The following is a 20,775-nucleotide window of genomic DNA, read 5'->3' as shown; positions in this document are numbered from 1 at the left end:
TCGTCGTGGCCCGCCGTCAATCCCTGAGGGGAGATTCCGTAGGCAGATTGATCCGCGAATGGGGGCTGCCCCACGTCAGGAGGGTCGATTTCCTGGGTCCGGAGGCGTCCGAGCGGGGGGCAGCGGGGTGCTGGAGGGGTCCGGAGATGGTTGGAGGTGCGCCGAGAGGGGTGGCGCGAAGGGCTGGCGTCTCAGGCGCGGGGTCCAGATGTGCGGGGAGGCGGGCTGCCGGCGAGGAAGGCCTGGAGGGCGTCGGCGATGCGGTCGGCGGTCTTGCCGTCCCAGCCCTCGGGGATGCGGCCCTCCTTGGCGCGGCCGGCGAGGATCTGGTCGACCTCGCGGGCGATGAGCGCGGCGTCGAGGCCGACGATGATGTTGGTGCCCTCGGTGACGGTGATGGGGCGCTCGGTGCCCTGGCGCATGGTGAGGCAGGGGATGCCGAGGGCCGTGGTCTCTTCCTGGATGCCGCCGGAGTCGGTGGCGACGAGGCGGGCGTTGGCCATGGCGGTGACGAAGTCGTGGTGGCCGAGGGGCTCGATGGCCTTGAGGCCCTTCATGTCGCGGAGGCGGGCCGCGAGGCCGAAGGTCTCGGCGCGCTGCACGGTGCGGGGATGGACGGGGAAGATGGAGGGGATGCGGGAGGCGATGGCCTCGACGGCGTCGAGGGTCTCGCGGAGCTTCTCGGCGGTGTCGACGTTGGCCGGGCGGTGGAGGGTGACGACGGCGTAGTTGCGGGCTTCGAGGCCGAGGCGCGCGAGGACGTCGGTCTGGTGGCGGAGCGACCAGTGCAGGGAGTCGATCATGATGTTGCCGACGAACTTGATGCGCTCCTCGGGGATGCCCTCGGCCCTGAGGTTGGGCGCGGCGTCGTGCGAGGGGGTGAGGAGGAGGTCGGAGAGCTGGTCGGTGAGGATGCGGTTGATCTCCTCGGGCATGGTCCAGTCGCGGGAGCGAAGACCCGACTCGATGTGGACGACGGGGATGCCCAGCTTGGCCGCGGCGAGGGCAGCCGAGAGGGTGCTGGTGACGTCGCCGACGACGACCACCATGGAGGGGCGGTTCTGGAGGAGGTCCTTCTCGACACCGACGAGGATCGACGCGGTCTGCTCGGCGTGAGAACCGCCGCCGGCGCCGAGGTGGACGTCGGGGGTGGGGAGGCCGAGGTCACGGAAGAAGACGTCGCTCATGCTGGCGTCGAAGTGCTGGCCCGTGTGGAGGAGGCGCACCGGGATGTCGCGCGCACGCAGGGCGCGGTGCACAGGGGCGACCTTCATGAAGTTGGGGCGCGTCGCGGCGATGAGGAGGATCATGGTGACCTGCGATGATGCCGCGAGCGTCGCGCGAACACCAGGCGCGTTCATCACCCTCCGTCGGAGGAGGAGCGACGGCGCCAGGGGCGCGGGAGGGCGAGGGGCCAGAGGGCGCTGTCACGCCATAGACCTCGGCGCATGGCGGAACGAGCCAGCTCGGTGGCGCGGGGGAGGTTGCCAGCGGCCTTGTGGGCCAGGGCGGCGCGGCGCTCGCCGTTGGCCAGGAAGCGCTCGCGGCGCTTCGGGTCGGCGAAGAAGCGGGGGTGGCGCTTGACCATGATCTCGTGGGTCTCGTGGTAGCGCAGGGCGTAGCTCGACGAGACCTTGGCGGTGTGGCCGACGCGGTAGAGGACGAGGACGCCGCCGAGGTGGACGACCGGGACGCCAGCTTCGAGGACGCCGATGTGGAAGTCGTAGTCGGCGTTGCCGCGGGCAAGCTCGCTCGCGAACCCGCCGAGCTGCTCCCAGAGAGATTTCTTGTAGACGCTGCCGGCGGGGAGGACCTGGGAGGTGAGGAAGGCGTCGGGGTCGACGACCTCGGGGTAGCGCCACATGGCGGTGTAGCCGCCGAAGAGCTGGTAGTCGCCGTAGATGACGCCCGCGTCGGGGCGGCGCTCGATGGTGGCGAGGATGCGGGAGACGGCGTCGGGCGGGAGCTTGTCGTCGCCGTCGAGGTAGAGGTGGTAAGGGGTCTCGGTCAGCTCGAAGGCGCGGTTGCGCGTGGGATACGGGCCGCGGTTCTCGGGCAGGCGCTCCTTGCGGAGGCGAGGGTGCTGGAGGGAGTCGAAGACCTCGATGGTGCGGCGGTCTTCGGTGCCATCCATGACCAGGACGGCCTCCCAGCGCGGATCGGTCTGGGCGAGGAGGCTCTCCCAGCACTCGCGGAGCCAGTCGCCCTCGGCGTAGCAGGTGATGCCAATCGTGAGGATCGGGCGCTTCATCTTGGAAGAGAGGGCGGCGTCAGGTCCGGGCGTAGGCGAAGGCGCCGTCGATGTTGAAGACGCCGAGGGCCTGGACCATCTCGGCGACCCCGACCCCGTAGCGAGGGACGAGGCGGTTGGCGAGGCGGGGCTTGAGCAGGTCGCGCCGGAAATAGCGGAGCGCGTGGGGGGCGACGTAGGCGTCGAGCTCGTCGAAGGTGAGGCACTGGTAGTCGGGGGTGCCAGGGACGGGGCGCGGGGTGATGACGTCGTACACGAAGAGGATCCCGCCAGGACGCTTCAGGAGGGAGAGGGCCTTGTCCATGATGCGGCGCTTGAAGGCGGGGTTGACCACGCTGGTGAGGACGGCGAGCACCATGACGAGGTCGTAGGGGCCGCCGACGTCGGTCTCTACGATGTCGCCCGCGAGGAAGCGGATGCCCTTGAAGCGGGCGCGGGCGACGTCGACGCGGGGTTCGAGGAGATCGATGCCGGTGAGGTTCGCCGGATCAGCGCCGAGATCGGCGAGCCAGGCGAGGTTGCCGCCGGCGCCGCAGCCGATGTCGAGGGCCTTGAGGTCGCGGAGGCGCTCGGCCGCGCCGAAGCCGCAGGCGAGGAGGGTCTCACGGAGGCGGCGCTGGCGCTGGCGCTGGTAGAGGTAGGGCTGGTGGTTGATGAGCGACGCCCAGGGGCTGGTCGGGAGGAAGCGCTCCAGGTAGTGGCGCTTGATCGCCTCGAGGTCGCTGTCGAACTCGCCCATCAGGTGGAAGCTTTCCGGCGGTAGAGGGTGATGATCCAGTAGGGCTCGGGGACGCGGCCCTCGCGGCGGCTCCAGAACTCGGTGAAGCGGTCAAGGCCCCGCTCGGCGGCGCGACGGAGGGGGCCACGGCGGGGCTTGCGGAGCGAGGTCTCCCCGCAGCGTGGGCAGGCGATCTTGAGGCTGTCCCACATCCACCAGTGGCGGCAGAGGTGCTGGCGGAGCCACTCGACGGAGGTGTACGCGGGCGGTTCGAGGGGACCGGCGAACTCGGTGTGGACGCGCTCGAAGTCGGGGAAGAGGCGGTCCAGGGCGGCGGCGTCGAAGGCGTGGAGGTGGCCGTCGATGTGGAACTCGAGGCCGCAGGCGCTGCAGCGGGCGTAGCGGCGACGGAGGGTCTCGCGGTGAGGGACGGTGACGAGGAGGTGCCTGTCCGCGAGGCGTTGCATCTCCCGCGCGGCGCCGCGGAGGACGTCCTCCGGCAGGTGCTCGAGCATCTGGCTGGAGAAGACGAGATCGGCGGCGCGATCCGGGAGGGGGATGGCGTCGGCGCTCGCCTCGATGACGCCGGCGAGGTCGGGCGCGCGGAGGCGGCGGAGGCGCTGGAGGGCGACCTGGCTCCGGTCGACGGCGGTGACCTGGTGGTGCTCGGCGAGGCGGTGGGTGAGGTAGCCGTCACCGCAACCGATGTCGACGATGGTGCGGACGCCGGCCGGGACCAGCCGGAGGACGAGGTCCCCCTTGGCGACGATGTGCGGGTCCGCCGCAGTGCTGGTGTGCTCCCAGTGCCGGTCGTAGAACGCCGCTTGATGGCTCTCGGCCGTCATGCGCGGGGCACGCTGCCACGATGCGAGGTCCGCCGCCAGAGAAGGGGCGCGGGAGCGCTTTGCAGTGCGGGGCGCGTTGGGGTACACGGGCCGGCGATGTCCGGAGCGCCGCTGACCGTTCTCCTGCACGGGGATCCGCGGGCGACCCAGCAGGCGCGTCTGGGTGCAGCGCTCCACGGGCGTGGGCACCGGGTGATCCTGTGCGACGCGCCCGTGGTGGCGGCGCAGATCCGGGAGCACTACGGGGCCGCGTGCGAGGAGATCCGGGTGCGGCGCGCGCTCTTGCCCGAGCCCGTGGAGCGCCTCTGGGCAGGGAAGCAAGTGCGGACACTCGGGGTGGACGTGGTCCACCTGAACTTCATCCGGCCGTGGCACACGATCTGGTCGCGCATGCGCGGAGGCCCTCCGTACGTGGCGACGGCCTGGGGGACGGACCTCAACGACGAGGTGTATCCGAAGCCGCCGGAGGTGGCCCGGAAGCTCACCCACGTGCTGGAGCACGCCTCGGCGCTGACGGCAGACTGCGCGCCGCTTCTGGAGAAGGCGAAGCGACGGCACGGCCAGCACGGTGCGCCAGAGGTGCCGAGCGGGATCGTGCTGTGGGGGGTGGATCTCGAGACGTTCGACGCGGAGAAGGCGCAGGCTGGCGCCGCCGCGTGGCGAGAGCGGCTCCAGATCCCGGCGGGAAAGCAGGTGGTGCTAAGCCCACGCCAGCCGAAGGTGCACTACCACGTGGACCGGATCGCGCGGGCCTTCGCCGCGAGCAGGTTCCGCGAGGCGGGGGTGCTGGTGATCAAGCTCTACGGCCGGAAGGAGGAGGCGGAGGATCACGCGCGGCTCGCGAGGCTCGTCGCCGAGCTGGGCATCGCGGAGGTGACGCGGTTCGCGCCCGCGTGCCCGTACCAGGAGCTGCCCGCGCTCTACGCGATGGCGGATGTCGCGGTGTCGGCGCTGGAGGTGGACGGCGGGCCCTCGACGTTCTGCGAGCTGCTGGCGCTGGGTGTGCCGCTCGTGGCGACGGACCTGCCGGCGTACCAGGGGCTGATCGCCCACGAGGACCGGGCGCTCCTCGTGCCGCCGGGCGACGAGGGGGCGATGGTGAAGGCGTTCGATCGGCTGGCAGGAGACCAGGAGGTCGCGGCGCGGCTGCGGGTGCGGGGCATGGCATGGGCCCGGGAGACGGCGGACTGGGAGGTGTGCGTCGACCGCTTCGTGGACATGTACCGGGCGGCGATCGCGCACAGCGCGCGGGGCGCGGCAGGCGTCGCGGCGTGATGGCGGAGGAGAGGCTCCAGGGAGAGTCGCCTCCGTCGCCTCCGTCGCCTCCGTCGCCTCCAGCGACGCGGCTGACGGTGCTGCTCTGCGGAGACCCGACGGCGCCCCAGCAGGGACGGCTGGGGGCGGCGCTGTCACGGCGTGGCCACCGGGTGATCGTCGCGGATGCCCCCGGGGTGGCCGCCACGATCCGCGGGGAGCACGGGGCAGCGTGCGAGGAGGTGGTGCTCGAACGGCCACGGTGGCCAGGGGCGATCGAGGCGTGGCTCGCGCGGCGGGCGGTGCGGTCGCTGGGGGTGGACGTGGTGCACCTGAACTACCTGCGGCCGCGGTACCGGCTGTGGGCACGGATGCGCGGAGGCCCACCGTACGTGGCGACGGCGTGGGGGTCGGACCTGAACGACGAGGATTTCCCGAGGACCGCGTCGTACAGGCAGGGCGTGGACGAGGTGCTGTGCGGGGCGTCGGCGCTGACGGCGGACAGTGCGCCGCTCCTGGAGAAGGCGCAGCAGCGGCGGGCGCGGCTCGAAGCGCCGGAGGTGAGCGCGTCGCTGGTGCTGTGGGGGGCAGACCTCGGGGCGTTCGACCGGAGTCGCGCGGCTGCGGCCTCGGGGGTGTGGCGGGCGCGGCTCGGGTTGCCGGAGGGAAGCAAGGTGCTCCTGAGCCCGAGGCAGTGCTTGCCGCACTACCACGCCGACCGGATCGTGCGGGCGTTCGCGGAGAGCCGGTGGGCCGAGGGTGGCGTGCTGGTGCTGAAGCTCTACGGGCGCGCGGGCGAAGAAGAAGATCGGGCGCGGCTGGAGGCCGTGGCGGAAGCCGCGGGGGTGCGGGAGCAGGTCCGGTTCGCGCCGCCGTCGGCCTATGGAGAGCTGCCAGGGCTGTACGCCTTGTGCGACGCCGCCGTGTCTGCGCTGGAAGTGGACGGGTTCCCGTCGACCTTCTGTGAACTCCTGGCGATGGCGGTGCCGCTCGTGGCGACGGATCTGCCCGCTTACCGGGGGCTGCTCGGGACCGGAGAGAACGCGCTGCTCACGCCTGCAGGAGACCACGCGGCGCTCGTGAAGGCGCTGGACCGGCTGCTCACGGACGGCGAGTTCGCGGCGAGGTTGCGAAGCCAGGGAGCGGCGTGGGCGCGGGAGGTGGCGGACTGGGAGGCGTGCGTCGACAGGTTCGAGGGGGCGTACCGGGCGGCGGCACAGCGAGGCGCGCAGAGATGAGCGAGGGCGCAGGGCGGGTGGTGGCGCAGGAGACGAAGACGTCCCTCGCCGACCGGATCGGGATGATCGTGGGAGGTCAGTTCGTGACCACGTTCATCGGGCTCGCGCAGGGCATCCTGATGGTGCGGCTGATCCCGAAGGCGAGCTACGGGGCGCTGGCGTTCGTGATGATGCTGTACACGACGGCGCGGGACCTCGCCCTGTTCTACATCCCCGAGTCGCTGCTGTACTTCGCGCCTCAGCTCTCGACGGCACAGCTCAAGGGGCTGGTGCGACAGAGCATGGGGATCCTGTTCGGCTTCGGAGCGCTGGTGGCGCTGCTCCTCGCCACGCTGTCGCTGAGCCCCGGGCTGTTCCTCGGCGGGCGCGACGATCTGACGATCCTCCTGCTCCTCGTGGGGGTGACGGCGATGATCGGGCTGCCGGGGAGCGTGTTCGGGAACCTCTTCATCGCGACGAACCATCACCGGGCCTCGGCGGGGATCTCGCTGGTGGTGACGTTGCTCGGGACGGTGACGACGCTGGTCCCCGCAGCGCTCGGGTGGAACGTGGCCTGGATCCTGGTGGGGCAGAACGCGACCACGACGCTGCGGTTGCTCTTGTCGTACCGGGTGTACCGGCAGGTGTTCCCGGGGGTGGAGACGGCGCCGTTCCCAGGGGGGATACGGGCGCAGATGACGTACGTGACGCCGCTCGCCGTGGGTCGGTTCGCGGGTCTGTTCAACCAGAAGCTCGACAAGTTCGTGGTCGGGCTGTTCTTCAGCGCCTCGGCGTTCGCGGAGTTCGCGATCGGCTCGCAGGAGCTGCCGCTGGTGAGCATCCTTCCGTACACGGTGGCGTCGAGCATGCTCCCGCAGCTCGTGGAGCACTTCCAGCGCGGGGAGAGCCGGGAGGCAGGGGCGCGTGAGGCGATCGGGCTGTGGCACGCAGGGGTGCGGAAGACGACGCTGGTGATGCTGCCCGTGGCGGTGTTCCTCCTGCTCGGGGCCGAGGCGCTGATGGTGGTGCTTTACGGGGAGGCCTACCGGGGAGCGGCGCTGCCGTTCAGGATCTACGGGGCGCTGCTCCCGCTCAGGGTGACCGCGTTCGGGATCATGATGATGGCGTTCGGGGAGACGAAGATGATCCTGCGGACCCAGGTCATGGGGATGGTGTTCAACGTGGTGGCGGCGCTGATCCTCCTGCCCACTGTGGGGATGATGGGCGCACCCCTCGCGGCGGTGCTGACGCAGGTGGCGATGATCGTCTACTACTGCGTGCGGATCGAGCGGGTGGGCCGGGTAGGCCTCGCGGGGATCTTCCCGTGGAGCCACTACGGGCGGACCGCAGCCGCGGCGGTGGTGGCAGGGGTGCCGGTGGCCGCGGCGATGATCGCGCTCGGGCCGCGGCTACACCCGGCCGTGCTGCTGGGGGTCGGAGCGCCGGTATATGCGGGGCTGTACCTGCTGGCAGCGCGGGTGGCGCGGGTGATCGCGCCGGAGGATCAGGCGTTCGTGGCGCGGTGGCTGAGGCTGGAGCCGCTGCGCAAGAAGCAAGGATGAGGAGACGCGGGCACGCTCCGTGCGTGCTGCGTGGTGGTCGGGCGAGGCGCGGGCGAGCGGTGCGCGGTGGCTCGATGCGCAGTGGCTCGATGCGCGGTGGCTCATGCGCGGTTGACAGAGCGGCTGCGGGGTCGAAGAGTCTGGCCATGAAGGCGCCCGGATCCGTCGCGTCAACGTGGGTGACCCTCGGCGTGCTGTGCGGTGTCCTGTGCGGCACCGCGCCAGCCGCGCCAGCCGCAGCCCAGGCAGAGACGATCACCGTGCTGCGGGGGGCGCGCCTCGTCGATGGGCGCGGCGGCGCGCCGGTGGACCCTGCGACCATCGTCCTGCGGGGAGAGCGGGTGGTCGCGGTCGGCCCCATGGATGCGCTGCCCTCGTTCGCGCGGGAGAAGGTGATCGATCTGCGGGGGAAGACCGTGATGCCAGGCCTCGTGGCAGACCATGCCCACGTGGGTCAGACGAGCGGGGCCGAACAGGGGGCCGCGCACTACACGCGCGCCAACGTGCTGCGGCAGCTCCAGCAGTACCAGGCCTACGGGGTGACGACCGTGACCTCGCTCGGGGTGAACGTCGCGGAGGTGTTCTACCCACTGCGCGCGGAGATGCGCGCCGGAAAGGTCGAGGGAGCAGACCTCCTCGGCGCCGACCACGGGGTGGGGATGCCGGACGGGGCGCCGCCCCAGGCGATGCTCAAGGCAGGGGCCGGCCAGGTCGATCGGCCAGAGACGCCGGAGAAGGCGCGGCAGGTGGTGCGTGAGCAGAAGGCGCGGGGCACGGACCTGGTGAAGGTCTGGATCGACGATTTCAACCACAGCATGCCGGGGAAGATGGATCCGGCCATCTGGAGGGCGGTCATCGAGGAGGCGCACCAGCAGGGTCTACGGGTGGCGGCGCACATCTATTACCTCGCGGACGCGAAGGCGCTGGCCGAAGGGGGGGTCGACATCATCGCGCACGGGGTGCGGGACGTGCCGGTCGATGCGGCGTTCATCGAGGTGATGAAGCAGCGGGGCACATGGTACGTGCCGACGCTGGAGCTCGACGAGGCGACATTTCTCTACGCCGAGCGGCCTTCTTGGATGGCAGAGCCCTTCTTCCAGCACGCGGTGCAGCCTGGCTTGAAGGCACAGCTCGACGATCCGGCGTGGCGGGCCAGGAAGCTGGCCGAGCCAGCCGTGGCTGCCGCGAAGAAGAGCCTGGAGATGAACCTCCGGAACCTGAAGGCGCTCCACGATGCAGGGGTGCACATCGGCTTCGGGACGGATTCGGGGGCAAACCCGCTGCGCATCCCGGGATTCGCAGAGCACAGGGAGCTGCGGTTGATGGTGCAAGCGGGTCTCTCGCCAGTGCAGGCGATCACCATCGCCACGCGCGAAGCAGCAGCGCTGCTGAAGCTCGACGATCGGGGGGAGATCGCGCCAGGGAAGCTCGGTGACCTGGTGGTGCTCGACGGCGATCCCACGCAGGACATCGGCAACGCCGACCGGATCCACGCGGTGTGGCGCCGGGGCCGGCAGGTGGCAGGGCCCGTGACGTCGTTCACCCCCTGAGCTAAACCCCTTGCCCCCGCGGCGGTCCCTGCGGAAGACTGCGCCCCGTGAACGCACCGATCTGTTCGAGCCGCCCTCGCTTTCACGCCCTCGTTGCCTCGACCGCCATGGCTGCGTGCCTGGGCGCAGGCTGTGAGCAGCCGCCAGCCCCCACACCCACCGGTGCGACGAGCGCGCGTCCCTCGGGCAGCGCAGCCGCAGCGCCCGCCGCGCCCGTGAAGGTCACGGTGCTCTACACGGCCGACGAGAACGGCTGGCTCTTGCCGGAGAAGAAGGACGGCAAATCGCGGGGGGGGTGCGGCCGAGCTGCTCGGGATGTGGCTCGCGAAAGAGGCGCACTGCACCGGGCCGCAGGGGATCGCCAAGCCTTGCGACAAGGAGAAGACGCTGGTGCTGTCCGGTGGTGACAGCTTCTCGGGTTCGCCCATCTCGACCCTGTTCCAGGGAGAGCCGATGGCGGAAGCCATGGGGTCGATGGGGTACGTCGCCACGGCGTTCGGGAACAAGGATCTCGACTTCGGGCGCGAGCAGTTCGCCAAGAACCGCGAAGCCGCGAAGGTGACCTACCTCGGCGCGAACGTGGAAGTGCAGAACCCCGAGTGGAAGAACCTGGAGATGAAGCCCTTCCAGATCGTGGAGCGGGGCGGGGCGAAGATCGGAATCATCGGGCTCAGCTCTCCGGGGACGAAGGCCCGCGCCATGGCCGACAGGTTCTACGGGCTGGAGTTCAAGCCCATCGAGGAGACGCTCGCCTCGGTGGTTCCGGCGACGTGGAAGGCGGGCGCGGACGCGGTGGTGGTGATCGCGCACGAGTGCCCGGACAAGCTGAAGCCCTTGCTGGAGAAGCACGCGGACTGGAAGATCTCGTTCGTCGGCGGGGCAAACTGCGACAAGACCTTCGACGACCGCGCGGCAGGGGCGACGCTCCTCGCTCCGGACAAGCGGCTGTCGCAGTATGCGCGCGCCGAGCTGACCATTGACCTCTCGAAGCCGCAGAAGGAGCGGGTGACCGGGGTCGAGGCGAAGGCTGTCGACGTGGTCGATGGGCCCGCGGAGCCAAAGCTCGCAGAACTCGTGGGGACCTGGAAGAAGAAGCTCGACGGGGTGCTCGGTGAGGAGATCGGGCACACGGAGAAGGGCGTGGACGGGGTGACGGCGAGCAAGATGATCGTCACGCGAGCCTGGCGCGAGCAGCTCAAGGTGGACGTGGCGCTCATCAACAAGAAGGGCGTGGAGGCGCTCCCTGCTGGGCCGATCAGCAAGGCGAGCGTCTACACGATGATGCCGTTCGACAACAGCGTGCTGCTCCTCGATGTGAAGGGGGCGGATCTCCAGACCGCGCTGGAGAACGCCGAGGCGGTGGTCTCCGGGGCGACGAAGGAGGGCAAGACCTGGAAGATCGGGGGCAAGCCGCTCGACCTCGCCGCGACTTACAAGGTGGCCACGGTGGAGTACCTCTACTTCGGGGGCGACGACTTCAAGCTTCAGCAGGCGGATCCGGAGCCGACCGAGACGGGCATGGACTGGCGGACCCCCGTGACGGAGTGGCTGCAGCAGCAGAAGACGACCCAGAAGGAGCCGCTCGAGAAGAAGCTCAAGTGAAGCGCTGAGCCGCCGATGCGCGGACCATGAAGGCGTCGCTGGCGCGGGTGATCTATGCTCCGCGCCATGCTCGACGCCATTGTCTCGCCGCCGCCCCCCGAGAACGAGCCGATCCGCACCTACGCTCCCGGGACGCCTGAACGCGCCTCCCTCAAGGCGGAGATCGCGCGCCTCACGGCCACGACCCTGGACATTCCCATGGTCATCGACGGGGAGGAGGTGCGCACGGGGAACCTGCAGGATGTGAGAGCGCCACACCGGCATGACCTCTTGCTGGCACGCGCCCACCAGGGCGGGACCGAGCACGTGGGCCGCGCCATCGAGGCCGCTCGGAAGGCACACCGCGGCTGGGCGTCGCTGCCCTGGACCGCGCGCGCAGCCGTGTTCCTCAAGGCCGCCGAGATCCTGAGCACCCGCCTGCGGCCGACGCTGAACGCGGCGACGATGCTCGGACAGAGCAAGACGGCGTACCAGGCCGAGATCGATTCTGCCTGCGAGTTCATCGATTTCCTGCGGTTCAACGTGCATTACGCCCGACAGATCGCGTCGGAGCAGCCGGGGAGCAGCCGCGGGACGTGGAACGTCCAGGAACCGCGCCCGCTCGAAGGGTTCGTGTTTGCGTCGACCCCGTTCAACTTCACGGCCATCGCCGGCAACCTGCCCACGGCGCCGGCGCTGATGGGCAATACGGTGGTGTGGAAGCCGTCAGCGAATGCGCTGCTGTCGGCGCACTTCGTGATGAACATCCTGCGGGAGGCGGGGCTGCCCGACGGGGTGATCAACCTGGTGATGGGGCCGCCGGAGGAGGTGGCGAACGCCTGTCTCGACCACGAGGATCTGGCAGGGCTGCACTTCACCGGCTCCACGGAGGTGTTCCAGACCCTGTGGCGGCGGATCGGGGAAAACGTGGGCCGCTACAGGACCTACCCGCGCATCGTGGGAGAGACCGGCGGAAAAGACTTCGTGTTCGCCCACCGGAGCGCCGATGTAGAAGCGCTCGCGGTGGCGCTGGTGCGAGGAGCCTACGAGTACCAAGGGCAGAAGTGCTCGGCAGCCTCCCGGGCGTACGTGCCGCGGTCGCTCTGGCCAGCGCTGAAGGATCGGCTGGTCGGCCTGATGGACGGGCTGCGCATGGGCGACGTGGCCGATTTCCGGAACTTCATGGGCGCCGTGATCGATGGGCGCGCGCACAAGCGGCTGTCGACGCGGATCGAGGCGGCCAGGACCGATGCCGCGAGCACCCTCGTGGCCGGAGGGGAGGCCCCGAGTGAGGCTGGGTGGTTCGTGAAGCCGACGCTGATCGAGGTGAAAGAGCCACGCCACGCGCTGATGCGGGACGAGCTGTTCGGACCGGTTCTGGCAGTGTGGGTCTATCCAGACGGCGAGGAGGAGGCGGCGCTGAAGCAATGCGATGAGGGCTCGCCTTATGGTCTGACCGGCGCAATTTTCGCGCAGGATCGGAGATTCATCGAGCAGGCGATGGGTGCGCTGCGGTTCGCCGCGGGCAACCTGTACATCAACGACAAGCCCACGGGCGCGGTGGTCGGGCAGCAACCGTTCGGCGGAGGGAGGGCATCCGGAACCAATGACAAGGCGGGCAGCGCGCTCAACTTGCTCCGCTGGGTATCTCCGCGGGTGGTGAAAGAGACCTTCGATCCACCGCGGGTGGTGGACTACTCCTTCATGCAGGAAGCATGAGGGCGCGGCCCGGGCGCGCTCCTGAATCCTTCCGCAGCAGCTGAATCCTCCATGTCGGCACCGGGCTTTTCCCCTCACGAGCCATGGGGCTCTCCCTGACCGGAGGATCATCGAATTGGACACCGAAGCGGCAATCGGGCGGGAGCGCGCGTGCGTTGCAGGGTCGGCGAGGTCGACAGGGTGGACGCAACCCCTCGTGCTCACAGCCCAAATTCCCGTTGTCCGGATCATGCTTCGGCGGCCGGAGCGACCTCATTGCGCTTGATACCTCCCGGTGACCGGGATAGTCCTACCGAAACATCCTTGGTGAGCTTCCCCGCGGTTCCACGCCCGGGGAAGATTTTGAAAGTGAGTGGAGGCTCCATGAAGTCGACGTTCTTCTTGGGTTTGCTGGCAGCAGGACTGATCGCGGCAGCCGCTCCGGGTTGCGATGGCGACGGGAGCGACGATGGTCCCGGCAGCGGTGGCAGCGGCGGCGCCGGCGGCAGCACCGGGTCCAACACGGGTGGTGGCGGCGGTAGCAGCACCGGAGACGGGAACAACAGCTTCGAGGAGGCTGAAGACCTCGTCATCGGGGAACAAGGCATCCAGGCGACCCTCGAACCCATTGAAGACGATGTGGACTTCTATCGGTTCACAGGGACGAAGGGGCAGGCCCTCGCCATCTTCACCGACGCGAAGCCGGATGGGGGCGAGTTCAATATCGCCTACCCTGACCTGGTGATCACGCTGTTCGACGCGGACCAGAACCAGATCGCGGAAAATGACGATCCGGTGCTCCGGAACTCCAACGACAGCGAGATCCAGACCATTCTGCCCGCCGATGGCGATTACTACATCCGCGTGACGGAGTGCAACAAGTGGCTCGAGTTGAATGGCCTCTCCGGAGGCTGCTCTTCCGTCGATGCCATCGAGAACTTCGACTATGCCCTGGCCCTGGGCGAGATCGACCCGAGTCAGGAGAGCATCGTTCAGGACACGGAGCCGAACGGAGACGAAGCCACGGCAACCCCGCTGGAGTACCTCCTCGCGCCCAGCGGAACTGCCTATTACGTCACCCAGGTCTACGGCACGTTCGCGGACATGACCGACGTCGACGTGTACTCGTTCATGCTCCCCGCCGACCCCGCCGCGGAGGATGGGAAGGCACTGGTCGGCGCCTTCGAGATTCACCCTGGCGGCATCCAGGGGAACGGCTCGACGTCCCCCGTGGGAGACTTCACCCTCGTCGATTCCAGCGGCGGGGTCGTCGCATCCGTCAATGGCGCGCTCGGTGGTGAGCTGTCGCCCCCTCTCACGGCCGGAGAGCAGTACTACCTGTACGTGAAGCATCCCGGCACCGCCGCGGGGTTGAACGATTTCTACTTCATCAATCACATCCGCCACGACTCGAATACCCTGGAGACCGACGAGGACGGGAACAATGGGCCGGTGACGCCAGAGGAACTCACTCTGGAAGAAGACAACGGCGCTCTCGAAACCTTCGTCGATGGTCAGCTCGCGGATGGGAATCCACAGGACCAGGATTACTTCTCCCTGACCCTCCCCCAGGTCATCCTCGACAATCCCGCGGACTGGACGGTCAGTGTGGTTTGCGGCGCCCAGCGGCTGGGCTCCGGAGTTCGTCAGCTCACCGTCGAGGTGCTGAATGGCAATGGCTCCAGCCTGAGCGCGAACCACAAGCAGACCGAGACCGAAGCCGAGGCGGTGCAGATCGACTCGGCCAGCATTCCCGCCACGGTCCAGCTCAACAAGCTGCTCCTCCATGTCTCCGCGGGGAGCGCCGGCGATGCCGCCGTGCTGAGCCGGTTCTACCGCTGCGCCGTCTACCTCAACCCCGTGGCGCAGGACCCCTGATCGGCACCACCAAGGCCCACGCGCGTCGTCCTCTGGGCGTGCTATAGCCGGCCCCATGCGGCGCCGTCGGGCCTTGTCCCTCCTCGTTCCTTCCTCCGTCATCGCTCCCTCTCGTCTGCTGCTTTCCGTCGCCTTCATGGCGGCGGGGTGCGGTTCCGGCGCTGCACAGGGGCCCGTGACCCCACCGGCCCCCCAGAGCGAAGTTCCGCAAGCCGCCAGCACGTCCACCGACAAGGCGACAGCCACCCCCGCGGGCAAGCCGGAACACGATCCTGTCGCTGTGGGCATGACCGCGGAAGGCGTCACCAAGCTCTGCGAAGACCACCTCGCGCTGGCACAGGAGCACCTGAACGCGATCAAGGCGCTCAAAGGGAAGCCGGCTGCAGCGTTGACGTGGGCAAACACGGTCGGCCAGTTCGATGACGCCCTCCTGGAGATCAACAACGGGGGCGAGTTTCCCTACCTGATGAGCGTGGCGCATCCGGAAGCCTCCGTGCGCGAGGCCGCCAAGAAGTGCGAGCCCAAGACGGACACGCTGACCACCGCGATGTGGCTGGACGGTGGCGTGGCGGAGGTGCTCAAGGCCTACGCACAGAAGGGTGAAAAGCTCGAGGGTGAGCGGGCGCGCCTGTTTTCCGACGTGCTGCGCGATTTCCGCCGCAATGGCCTGGAGCTCCCTGCCGACAAGCAGGCACGGCTCCGGGAGCTGAATGCGGAGATCACCCGTATCGGGCAAGATTTCATGTCGAACCTGGCCTCTGCAACGGCATCCATCCAGGTAGCGCCGAAATCACTCGAAGGACTTCCCAAGGAATACGTCGAGAAGCACGCGCCGCGCTCTGACGGGAAGGTCGAGATCACCACCGATTACCCTGACTTCTTCCCCTTCGTGACCTATTCGAAGGATCGAAAGAGCGCGCTCGAGCTGTGGAAGCTGTTCACGAACAAGGGAGGCGACGCGAACGTCAAGCTCCTGGAGAAGCTCCTCGCGCTGCGCGCCGAGAAGGCGAAGCTGCTCGGGTACAAGAGCTGGGCGGACTACGCCATCGAGCCTCGCATGGCCAAGACGAGCGGTGCTGTGCGCGAGTTCCTGGAGAAGGTGCGCGCCGCCCTCAAGGAGCCCGCGACGGCCGAGATGGCGGAGCTGATGAAGAAGCACGTGAAGCTCGGGGGAAAGAAGACGGACAAGCTCGCACCGTCGGAGCGGTATTACCTCGAAGATCAGGTCCGCAAGGAGAAGTACTCGTTCGACTCTCAGGCCCTGTCTGCCTACCTGGAGATCGGCGCCGTGAAGAAGGGCCTCCTGGACATCACCTCGCGGATGTACGGGCTCACGTATCAGCAGGTGCCCGCGAAGGCCTGGCACGCGGACGTGGAAGCGTACGAGGTGCTCGATGCCAAGAGCGGGGAGGTCATCGGGAAGTTCTACCTGGATCTGTATTCACGTCCCGACAAGTACAAGCACGCTGCGATGTTCACGATGAGAACGGCGAAGCGGCTGGACGACGGGAGATGGCAGACCCCGATTGCAGCCCTGGAGTGCAACTTCCCGAAGCCGGTGCCCCCCGCGAAGGGCGAGGCTGCCGCGGCACCCGCGCTGATGTCGCACGAGGATGTCGTGACGTTCTTCCACGAGTTCGGCCATGTGCTGCACGACATGCTCACCAGGTCGGAGCTCGCGGCCTTCTCGGGGACGGCAGCCGTGCGAGACTTCGTGGAAGCACCGAGCCAGATGTTCGAGGAGTGGGCATGGTCGCGCGAGGTGCTCGACCTGTTCGCGCGGCATCACCAGACCGGCGCAAAGATCCCGGAGGACATGTTCCAGGCCATGACCCGGGCGCGCAGCTTCGGACGTGCCCTGGGAACACAGCGGCAGCTCTTCCTCGCGCTCCTGGACCAGGAGCTGCATAGCCGTGATCCGGTGGGGGACTCGACGAAGGTGGTCGAGGAGGTGCAGCGATCGACCGACTCGTTCGAGTACGTGAAGGGGACCCACTTCCAGTCGAGCTTCGGGCACCTCATCGGCTATGACGCCGGGTACTACGGCTACCAGTGGGCGCTCAGCCTGTCCCGCGATGTGCTGACCCGCTTCCGCAAGGAAGGATTGCTGAACCCGACGACTGCGCGTTCGTGGCGTGACGAGGTGCTGTCACGGGGTGGCGGCACGGACGAGCAGGAGATGGTGCGTCGATTCCTGGGGAGAGAGCCGAGCCCCGACGCATACATCGGCTACCTGCAAGGCAAGGACTGAGCGCCAGCGCAAACCGGACGCCCTGACCGCTCCGCGCGCTTCAGGGGGTGCGTCAGGGCTGGATGGCGATTCCCAGCTCGGTACGCAGCGCGTGGAAGGCGTCGGAGACGGTGAACGCATAGAGATCGCCGATGGTCTCCTCCGGGGCGAGGAGGCCTGTGCTCTCGGCACGGATGAGACGTACGGCGACGGCGAGATCACCGGAGAGCAGATAGCCAGTGCGCGCTGCGCAGCGCTCGACGGCGCCTGCCCAGTGGGCGAGGTCGGCGCGCGCTCCGGCCTCTTCGAAGGCGAGGACCGCGGCCTGGAGTCGGTCACGCTCGGCCCCCTGGACGCGCGTGTCGAGTTCCGTCGCGAGGGTCCGCGCTGCTTCCTCCAGCGCGGGGGGGATGGGGACCGTGGGGCGAACGAGGCTGACGGCAGCGAGGAAACAGCCAGCGAGTTCGTCGATCGTGGGATACGAGAGCAGGAGCCGGTGAGCGCCGACGTGGTAGGTGAGGTGGCTGCCGATCAGGAAGGCGAGATCGGGCATGCTGCGACCACGGAGGACGCCCGCGCCAGCGATGACGGCGGGATGATCCGCGATGACAGCCGCCAGGTTGAGCTGAGCGTCTTCGCGCAGGTAGACGGCGGGCGCGGAGATGCCGAGCAGATGGCTCGCCCAGGCGAAGCTGCGCACGACGCTGACCGTGCTCTGCTGAGGATCCTGGCGGGTGCGCGGATCGAGCTGGGGAAGGGTGCCGCTCTGGGTGCGCTGTGCGAGGCGCGCTTCGATGGCGGCATCCGTGATGGCCGAGAGCACGGCGTCCACCGCACGCTCACGATCCGCGGGAAAGAGGTGCTCCCAGGACGTGGCCCGGAGCGTGCGTGAGAAGCGAGGAATGCCGTCAGGGCGGTGCTCCTCGAAGACGAAGCGCTCGCGCGCCTCGGTCTCCCCGAGGTCGGTGGTCACGCTCGCGGCAGCCCATGCCTGATCCGGTCGCCGGAGCTTCTGGTAAAGCTCGAAGAGCTGGTGGTACAGGCTGGCGTCCGCCGGCTCCAGGACGACGGCTGAGGCGAGGTGCGCGGCGGCGCGGTCGAGGCGGCCGGCGGAGCGGGCGATGTCCACGGCGGTGAGGAGGGTAGGCATGTCGTCGGGCCTGGCTTCCAGGGCACTCTCGAAGGCGCTGAGCGCCGAGACCGGGTCTTCGAGGTGATCACGGAAGAGCAAGCCGAGGCGGCGGCTCAGCTCCCAGCGCACTTCGCGGCGCACCGAGGCCGAGGGGATGCGTACAACGCGGCCGAGCATCTGCCGGTAAGCCAGCTCGAGCTGGCCCCACTCCTGGCGATCGGCGAAGATCTTGGCGATCAACGCCAGGGGTTCGAGCAGGCTTGGATCGCTCTCCAGGGCCACTTCGAGCATGCGGATGCCGCGCTCTTCTTCGCGGAGGTCGTCCAGCAGGTACTTGCCGAGATCGAAGTACTCGCGCGCTTTCTCCGAAGGCTCCTCGGTGACCTCCGCGATGCGTCGGCGGGTCGCGATGGCGTCGTCGACGGCTCCCGCGGTCTCGTAGAAGCGCCGAAGCGTCCGGAGCACGTGAAGGTCGTCCGGGCGGATGGCCCGTGCTCGTTCGTAGTAGACGCGTGCCCGCTCAGCATCTTCGGCCAGGCTCTGCCAGCGCTCGGCGAACTGGATCATGTGCTGGAAACGCTCGTCTTCACCGGTGACGTGCGCGAGGAATCGCTCCTCTGCCGCGTGAAGGCCCCGGAGGTCACGCTCGTCGACATTGAGGACGATCAAGGCCTCCAGGGCAGGCCGGTACTCGGGGATGATCTGGAGCGCTTTCTCGAAGGCAGCGATGGCTTCACGCCGGCGCTCCTGGCGCCATCTGACCTCGGCGATGCGCACGTGCACCTCGGCACGCTCACGCTTCTGGCCGAGCCCGAGTACGGCGAGGGCTTTTTTGAACTCGGTGAGCGCGCCGTCGAGATCCCCCTCCGCGATGAGGCGCTCGCCTTCACTCAGGTACTGCTCCGCTGGGCCATAGGGCGAGGCGACGGGAGGGGCACTCCAGCCCGGAGGAGGCACGCTTCCGCCCGACGCCTGAAGCGCTTGTGCCCAGGAAGGAGGCTTGCTCCCCCCCTGCGCGGGAGGCGGAACGCTTCGGGACGCTGCAGGAGGACGAGCGCTCCAGGAAGCACGGGGGGGAGGCGCGCTGTACGAGGGTCCAGGAGGCGCGCTGTACGAGGGCTTGGGAGGAGGGGCGCTGGGTGTCGGAGAGACGGAGGGGCCCGTCACCGAGACGGGCTCGTCGTCGAGCAGCACCGAGATGCGCGACGGATCGGGCGCGCGAGGCGGTGGTGTGGGCGAGGCGACGAGGGCCTTGCTCGAGACAGGCTCATCGTCGAGCAACACCGAGATGCGTGACGGATCGGGCGCACGCGAAGAAGCAGTCTCTGGCGCGCTGGGCGACGCCTCGCTGGCGTGAGGGCTGAGGTCTGCGTCGTGTGGTGTATCCGCCCCGGCGGCGTTCGCTTCGGGCGCACCCTCCGGTGAAGCCGGTTCGCCATCGTGTTCGGCCGAGGTGATGACCTCCGTGGGCTCCCCAGGAAGCGCGGGCTGGGATCCCAGGTCCATCCCCGTGGCGATGGCGATCTCCACCAGGCTAGAGCGCGCAGCATCACGGACGGCTTCGTCCTCGTCCAGCGCTTCCAGGCCTGGACCCGAGGCGAAGAGTGGGAAGGCCCCCTGGCCTCTCGCCCATGCAGAGCAGGGGACGACGCCGGTCAAGCGTTCGCTCTCCTGGATGCGCGCGTAGACGGCGCCGGCGGTGAGGCCAAGGTCCAGATCGCCGTTGTCGAGTTCCTCGACGAAAGCGCGGGTAAACGCCGAAGGCATGTCGGCATGGGCCGTGTCGATGGGGTGAGCGGCGACGAGGAGTGAGATGTCGGGGTGCTGTCCACTCACAGCCTGCTTGGCAGCAGCAACGACCGTGGCGGACGCAAAGGGGTCTTCCGGAGACGCAGGATGATGACACTCGATCAGGAACAGCACCCGCCCGCAGGCATGCGCACCGAAGACGGCAGCGATGTCCGCCAGAGCATCACCGACGCCCGGGTTCGCCGGATCGACGCAGAGAAATAGCTCCCCCTCCGTGGAGAGGGCGACGACGGTCGAAGCGTAGAACAGGATCGCGGCGGGGGTGCTGTCGTCCCCGGGTGGCGCTCCGCGCGCGGTGTGCTCAGCGAGGAGCTGGTCGAGCTGCTCGGCGAGATCACGGCTGGGATCCAGGTCAATGGTCCGAAAGCCCGTGTCCTCAAGCGGCAGACGGGCGCGGATCAAGTCGCCGTCGAGAGCCCCAGGAGCAGCTCTCTGATCGGAGAGCAACGCTGGCGTGGCGACGAGCGCGAGGCGCATCAGGCGGCCCCCTGGTGCGGACAGATCGTCATGGTCGGCAGCAATCTATCAGGCTCGTGTGGAGAGCGGGGTGTCCAGAGCAGCTCATGCCGACGCCCTTGACGGGTCGGCGCTGCTCGGATTACGAAGTGCCGGCTTTGGACCGCAGAAACGCGTCGCCCGCAGCGGGCATGAAGGCCATGCCAGTGTTGCGTACCCCGGCTTCAAAGGCCGCTGGTGCCTACGCTCACGATGGTCATGCCCCCTGCCCTTCGCGACGATCGATGCTCCGTGGACCCGGGACGAGCCCCAGATACAGAGCCCTGGGCGCGCTGCTCCTCGGCCTCGCCGCGGCGCTGGTCGGGTGCGGTGATACCTGCGAGGAAGCATCAGCTCGGATCGACGAGTGTCTCGGGGGCGACAGCAATAGTTACCAGGGCAGCGAGCCGGAATGTAGCGGCGAGATTGAGTGCGCGGCCGAGTGCACCATCGAGGCGCGCTGCCAGGACATCTACGACTTCTTCCGCTACCTGCCGGAACCGGCGGACAACAACTATACCGCCTGTGTGACCGCCTGTGAGGGCGAAGAGTAGG

The 20,775-nt window shown here is 68.6% G+C and carries 14 protein-coding genes; 9 read left to right on the top strand and 5 right to left on the bottom strand.

Annotation, left to right across the window (positions count from 1 at the left end):
* Window positions 1-191: 191 nt before the first annotated feature.
* The 4 genes from wecB to CAP_RS49970 are packed head-to-tail and all read right to left on the bottom strand — an operon-like array spanning window position 192 to window position 3,814.
* On the bottom strand, window positions 192-1,310 hold the full coding sequence (gene wecB, locus CAP_RS07075) for a non-hydrolyzing UDP-N-acetylglucosamine 2-epimerase (protein WP_044237920.1): 1,119 nt from the start codon (window positions 1,308-1,310) through the stop codon (window positions 192-194).
* Between the two features lie 50 nt (window positions 1,311-1,360).
* The gene (locus tag CAP_RS07070) at window positions 1,361-2,251 is read right to left on the bottom strand and encodes a glycosyltransferase (RefSeq protein ID WP_044237651.1); all 891 of its coding nucleotides are present in this window, start codon (window positions 2,249-2,251) and stop codon (window positions 1,361-1,363) included.
* Between the two features lie 19 nt (window positions 2,252-2,270).
* Entirely contained in the window at window positions 2,271-2,990 is a 720-nt protein-coding gene (locus tag CAP_RS43905; RefSeq protein ID WP_052374383.1) for a class I SAM-dependent methyltransferase, read from the bottom strand.
* Window positions 2,990-3,814 (bottom strand): class I SAM-dependent methyltransferase, encoded by an 825-nt coding sequence (locus CAP_RS49970; protein WP_156040563.1) that lies wholly within the window; start codon window positions 3,812-3,814, stop codon window positions 2,990-2,992. Before CAP_RS49970 ends, CAP_RS43905 begins: the two co-directional genes overlap by 1 nt.
* A gap of 96 nt (window positions 3,815-3,910) precedes the next feature.
* Here CAP_RS49970 and CAP_RS47665 point away from each other — a divergent pair, with 96 nt between their 5' ends.
* The 8 genes from CAP_RS47665 to CAP_RS07020 all read left to right on the top strand — a co-directional run bounded on the left by CAP_RS47665 (window position 3,911) and on the right by CAP_RS07020 (window position 16,805).
* Window positions 3,911-5,089 (top strand): glycosyltransferase family 4 protein, encoded by a 1,179-nt coding sequence (locus tag CAP_RS47665; RefSeq protein ID WP_044237648.1) that lies wholly within the window; start codon window positions 3,911-3,913, stop codon window positions 5,087-5,089.
* Window positions 5,089-6,306, top strand: a complete 1,218-nt coding sequence (locus CAP_RS07050) for a glycosyltransferase family 4 protein (RefSeq protein WP_044237645.1) — start codon at window positions 5,089-5,091, stop codon at window positions 6,304-6,306. The genes CAP_RS47665 and CAP_RS07050 overlap by 1 nt, the downstream gene beginning before the upstream one ends.
* Window positions 6,303-7,847 (top strand): oligosaccharide flippase family protein, encoded by a 1,545-nt coding sequence (locus tag CAP_RS07045; protein ID WP_231511187.1) that lies wholly within the window; start codon window positions 6,303-6,305, stop codon window positions 7,845-7,847. Before CAP_RS07050 ends, CAP_RS07045 begins: the two co-directional genes overlap by 4 nt.
* Window positions 7,848-7,993: 146 nt before the next feature.
* Window positions 7,994-9,397: an amidohydrolase family protein gene (locus CAP_RS07040; protein WP_052374379.1), complete on the top strand. Its 1,404-nt coding sequence runs from the start codon at window positions 7,994-7,996 to the stop codon at window positions 9,395-9,397.
* A gap of 315 nt (window positions 9,398-9,712) precedes the next feature.
* A complete protein-coding gene (locus CAP_RS07035; protein WP_052374377.1) occupies window positions 9,713-10,999 on the top strand; it encodes a bifunctional metallophosphatase/5'-nucleotidase in 1,287 nt (428 codons plus the stop codon).
* A gap of 66 nt (window positions 11,000-11,065) precedes the next feature.
* On the top strand, window positions 11,066-12,697 hold the full coding sequence (gene pruA / locus CAP_RS07030) for an L-glutamate gamma-semialdehyde dehydrogenase (RefSeq protein WP_044237910.1): 1,632 nt from the start codon (window positions 11,066-11,068) through the stop codon (window positions 12,695-12,697).
* A gap of 363 nt (window positions 12,698-13,060) precedes the next feature.
* A complete protein-coding gene (locus CAP_RS07025) occupies window positions 13,061-14,554 on the top strand; it encodes a PPC domain-containing protein (protein WP_044237642.1) in 1,494 nt (497 codons plus the stop codon).
* 55 nt (window positions 14,555-14,609) lie between these two features.
* Window positions 14,610-16,805, top strand: a complete 2,196-nt coding sequence (locus CAP_RS07020) for a M3 family metallopeptidase (RefSeq protein ID WP_044237639.1) — start codon at window positions 14,610-14,612, stop codon at window positions 16,803-16,805.
* Between the two features lie 52 nt (window positions 16,806-16,857).
* Here the strand turns inward: CAP_RS07020 and CAP_RS43895 are convergent, their stop codons facing one another.
* Complete coding sequence (locus tag CAP_RS43895; protein ID WP_052374376.1) at window positions 16,858-20,202, bottom strand: hypothetical protein; 3,345 nt, start codon at window positions 20,200-20,202, stop codon at window positions 16,858-16,860.
* A 263-nt stretch (window positions 20,203-20,465) separates the two neighbouring features.
* On the opposite strand from CAP_RS43895, the gene CAP_RS07010 reads away from it, so the two are divergent.
* Entirely contained in the window at window positions 20,466-20,774 is a 309-nt protein-coding gene (locus tag CAP_RS07010; protein WP_044237636.1) for a hypothetical protein, read from the top strand.
* Window position 20,775 lies beyond the last annotated feature (1 nt).

Source organism: Chondromyces apiculatus DSM 436 (assembly GCF_000601485.1).
GTDB classification, from domain to species: Bacteria; Myxococcota_A; Polyangia; order Polyangiales; family Polyangiaceae; genus Chondromyces; species Chondromyces apiculatus.
The sequence above is the reverse complement of the archived record's forward strand: the minus strand, read 5'-3'. Positions and strand labels throughout refer to the sequence as shown.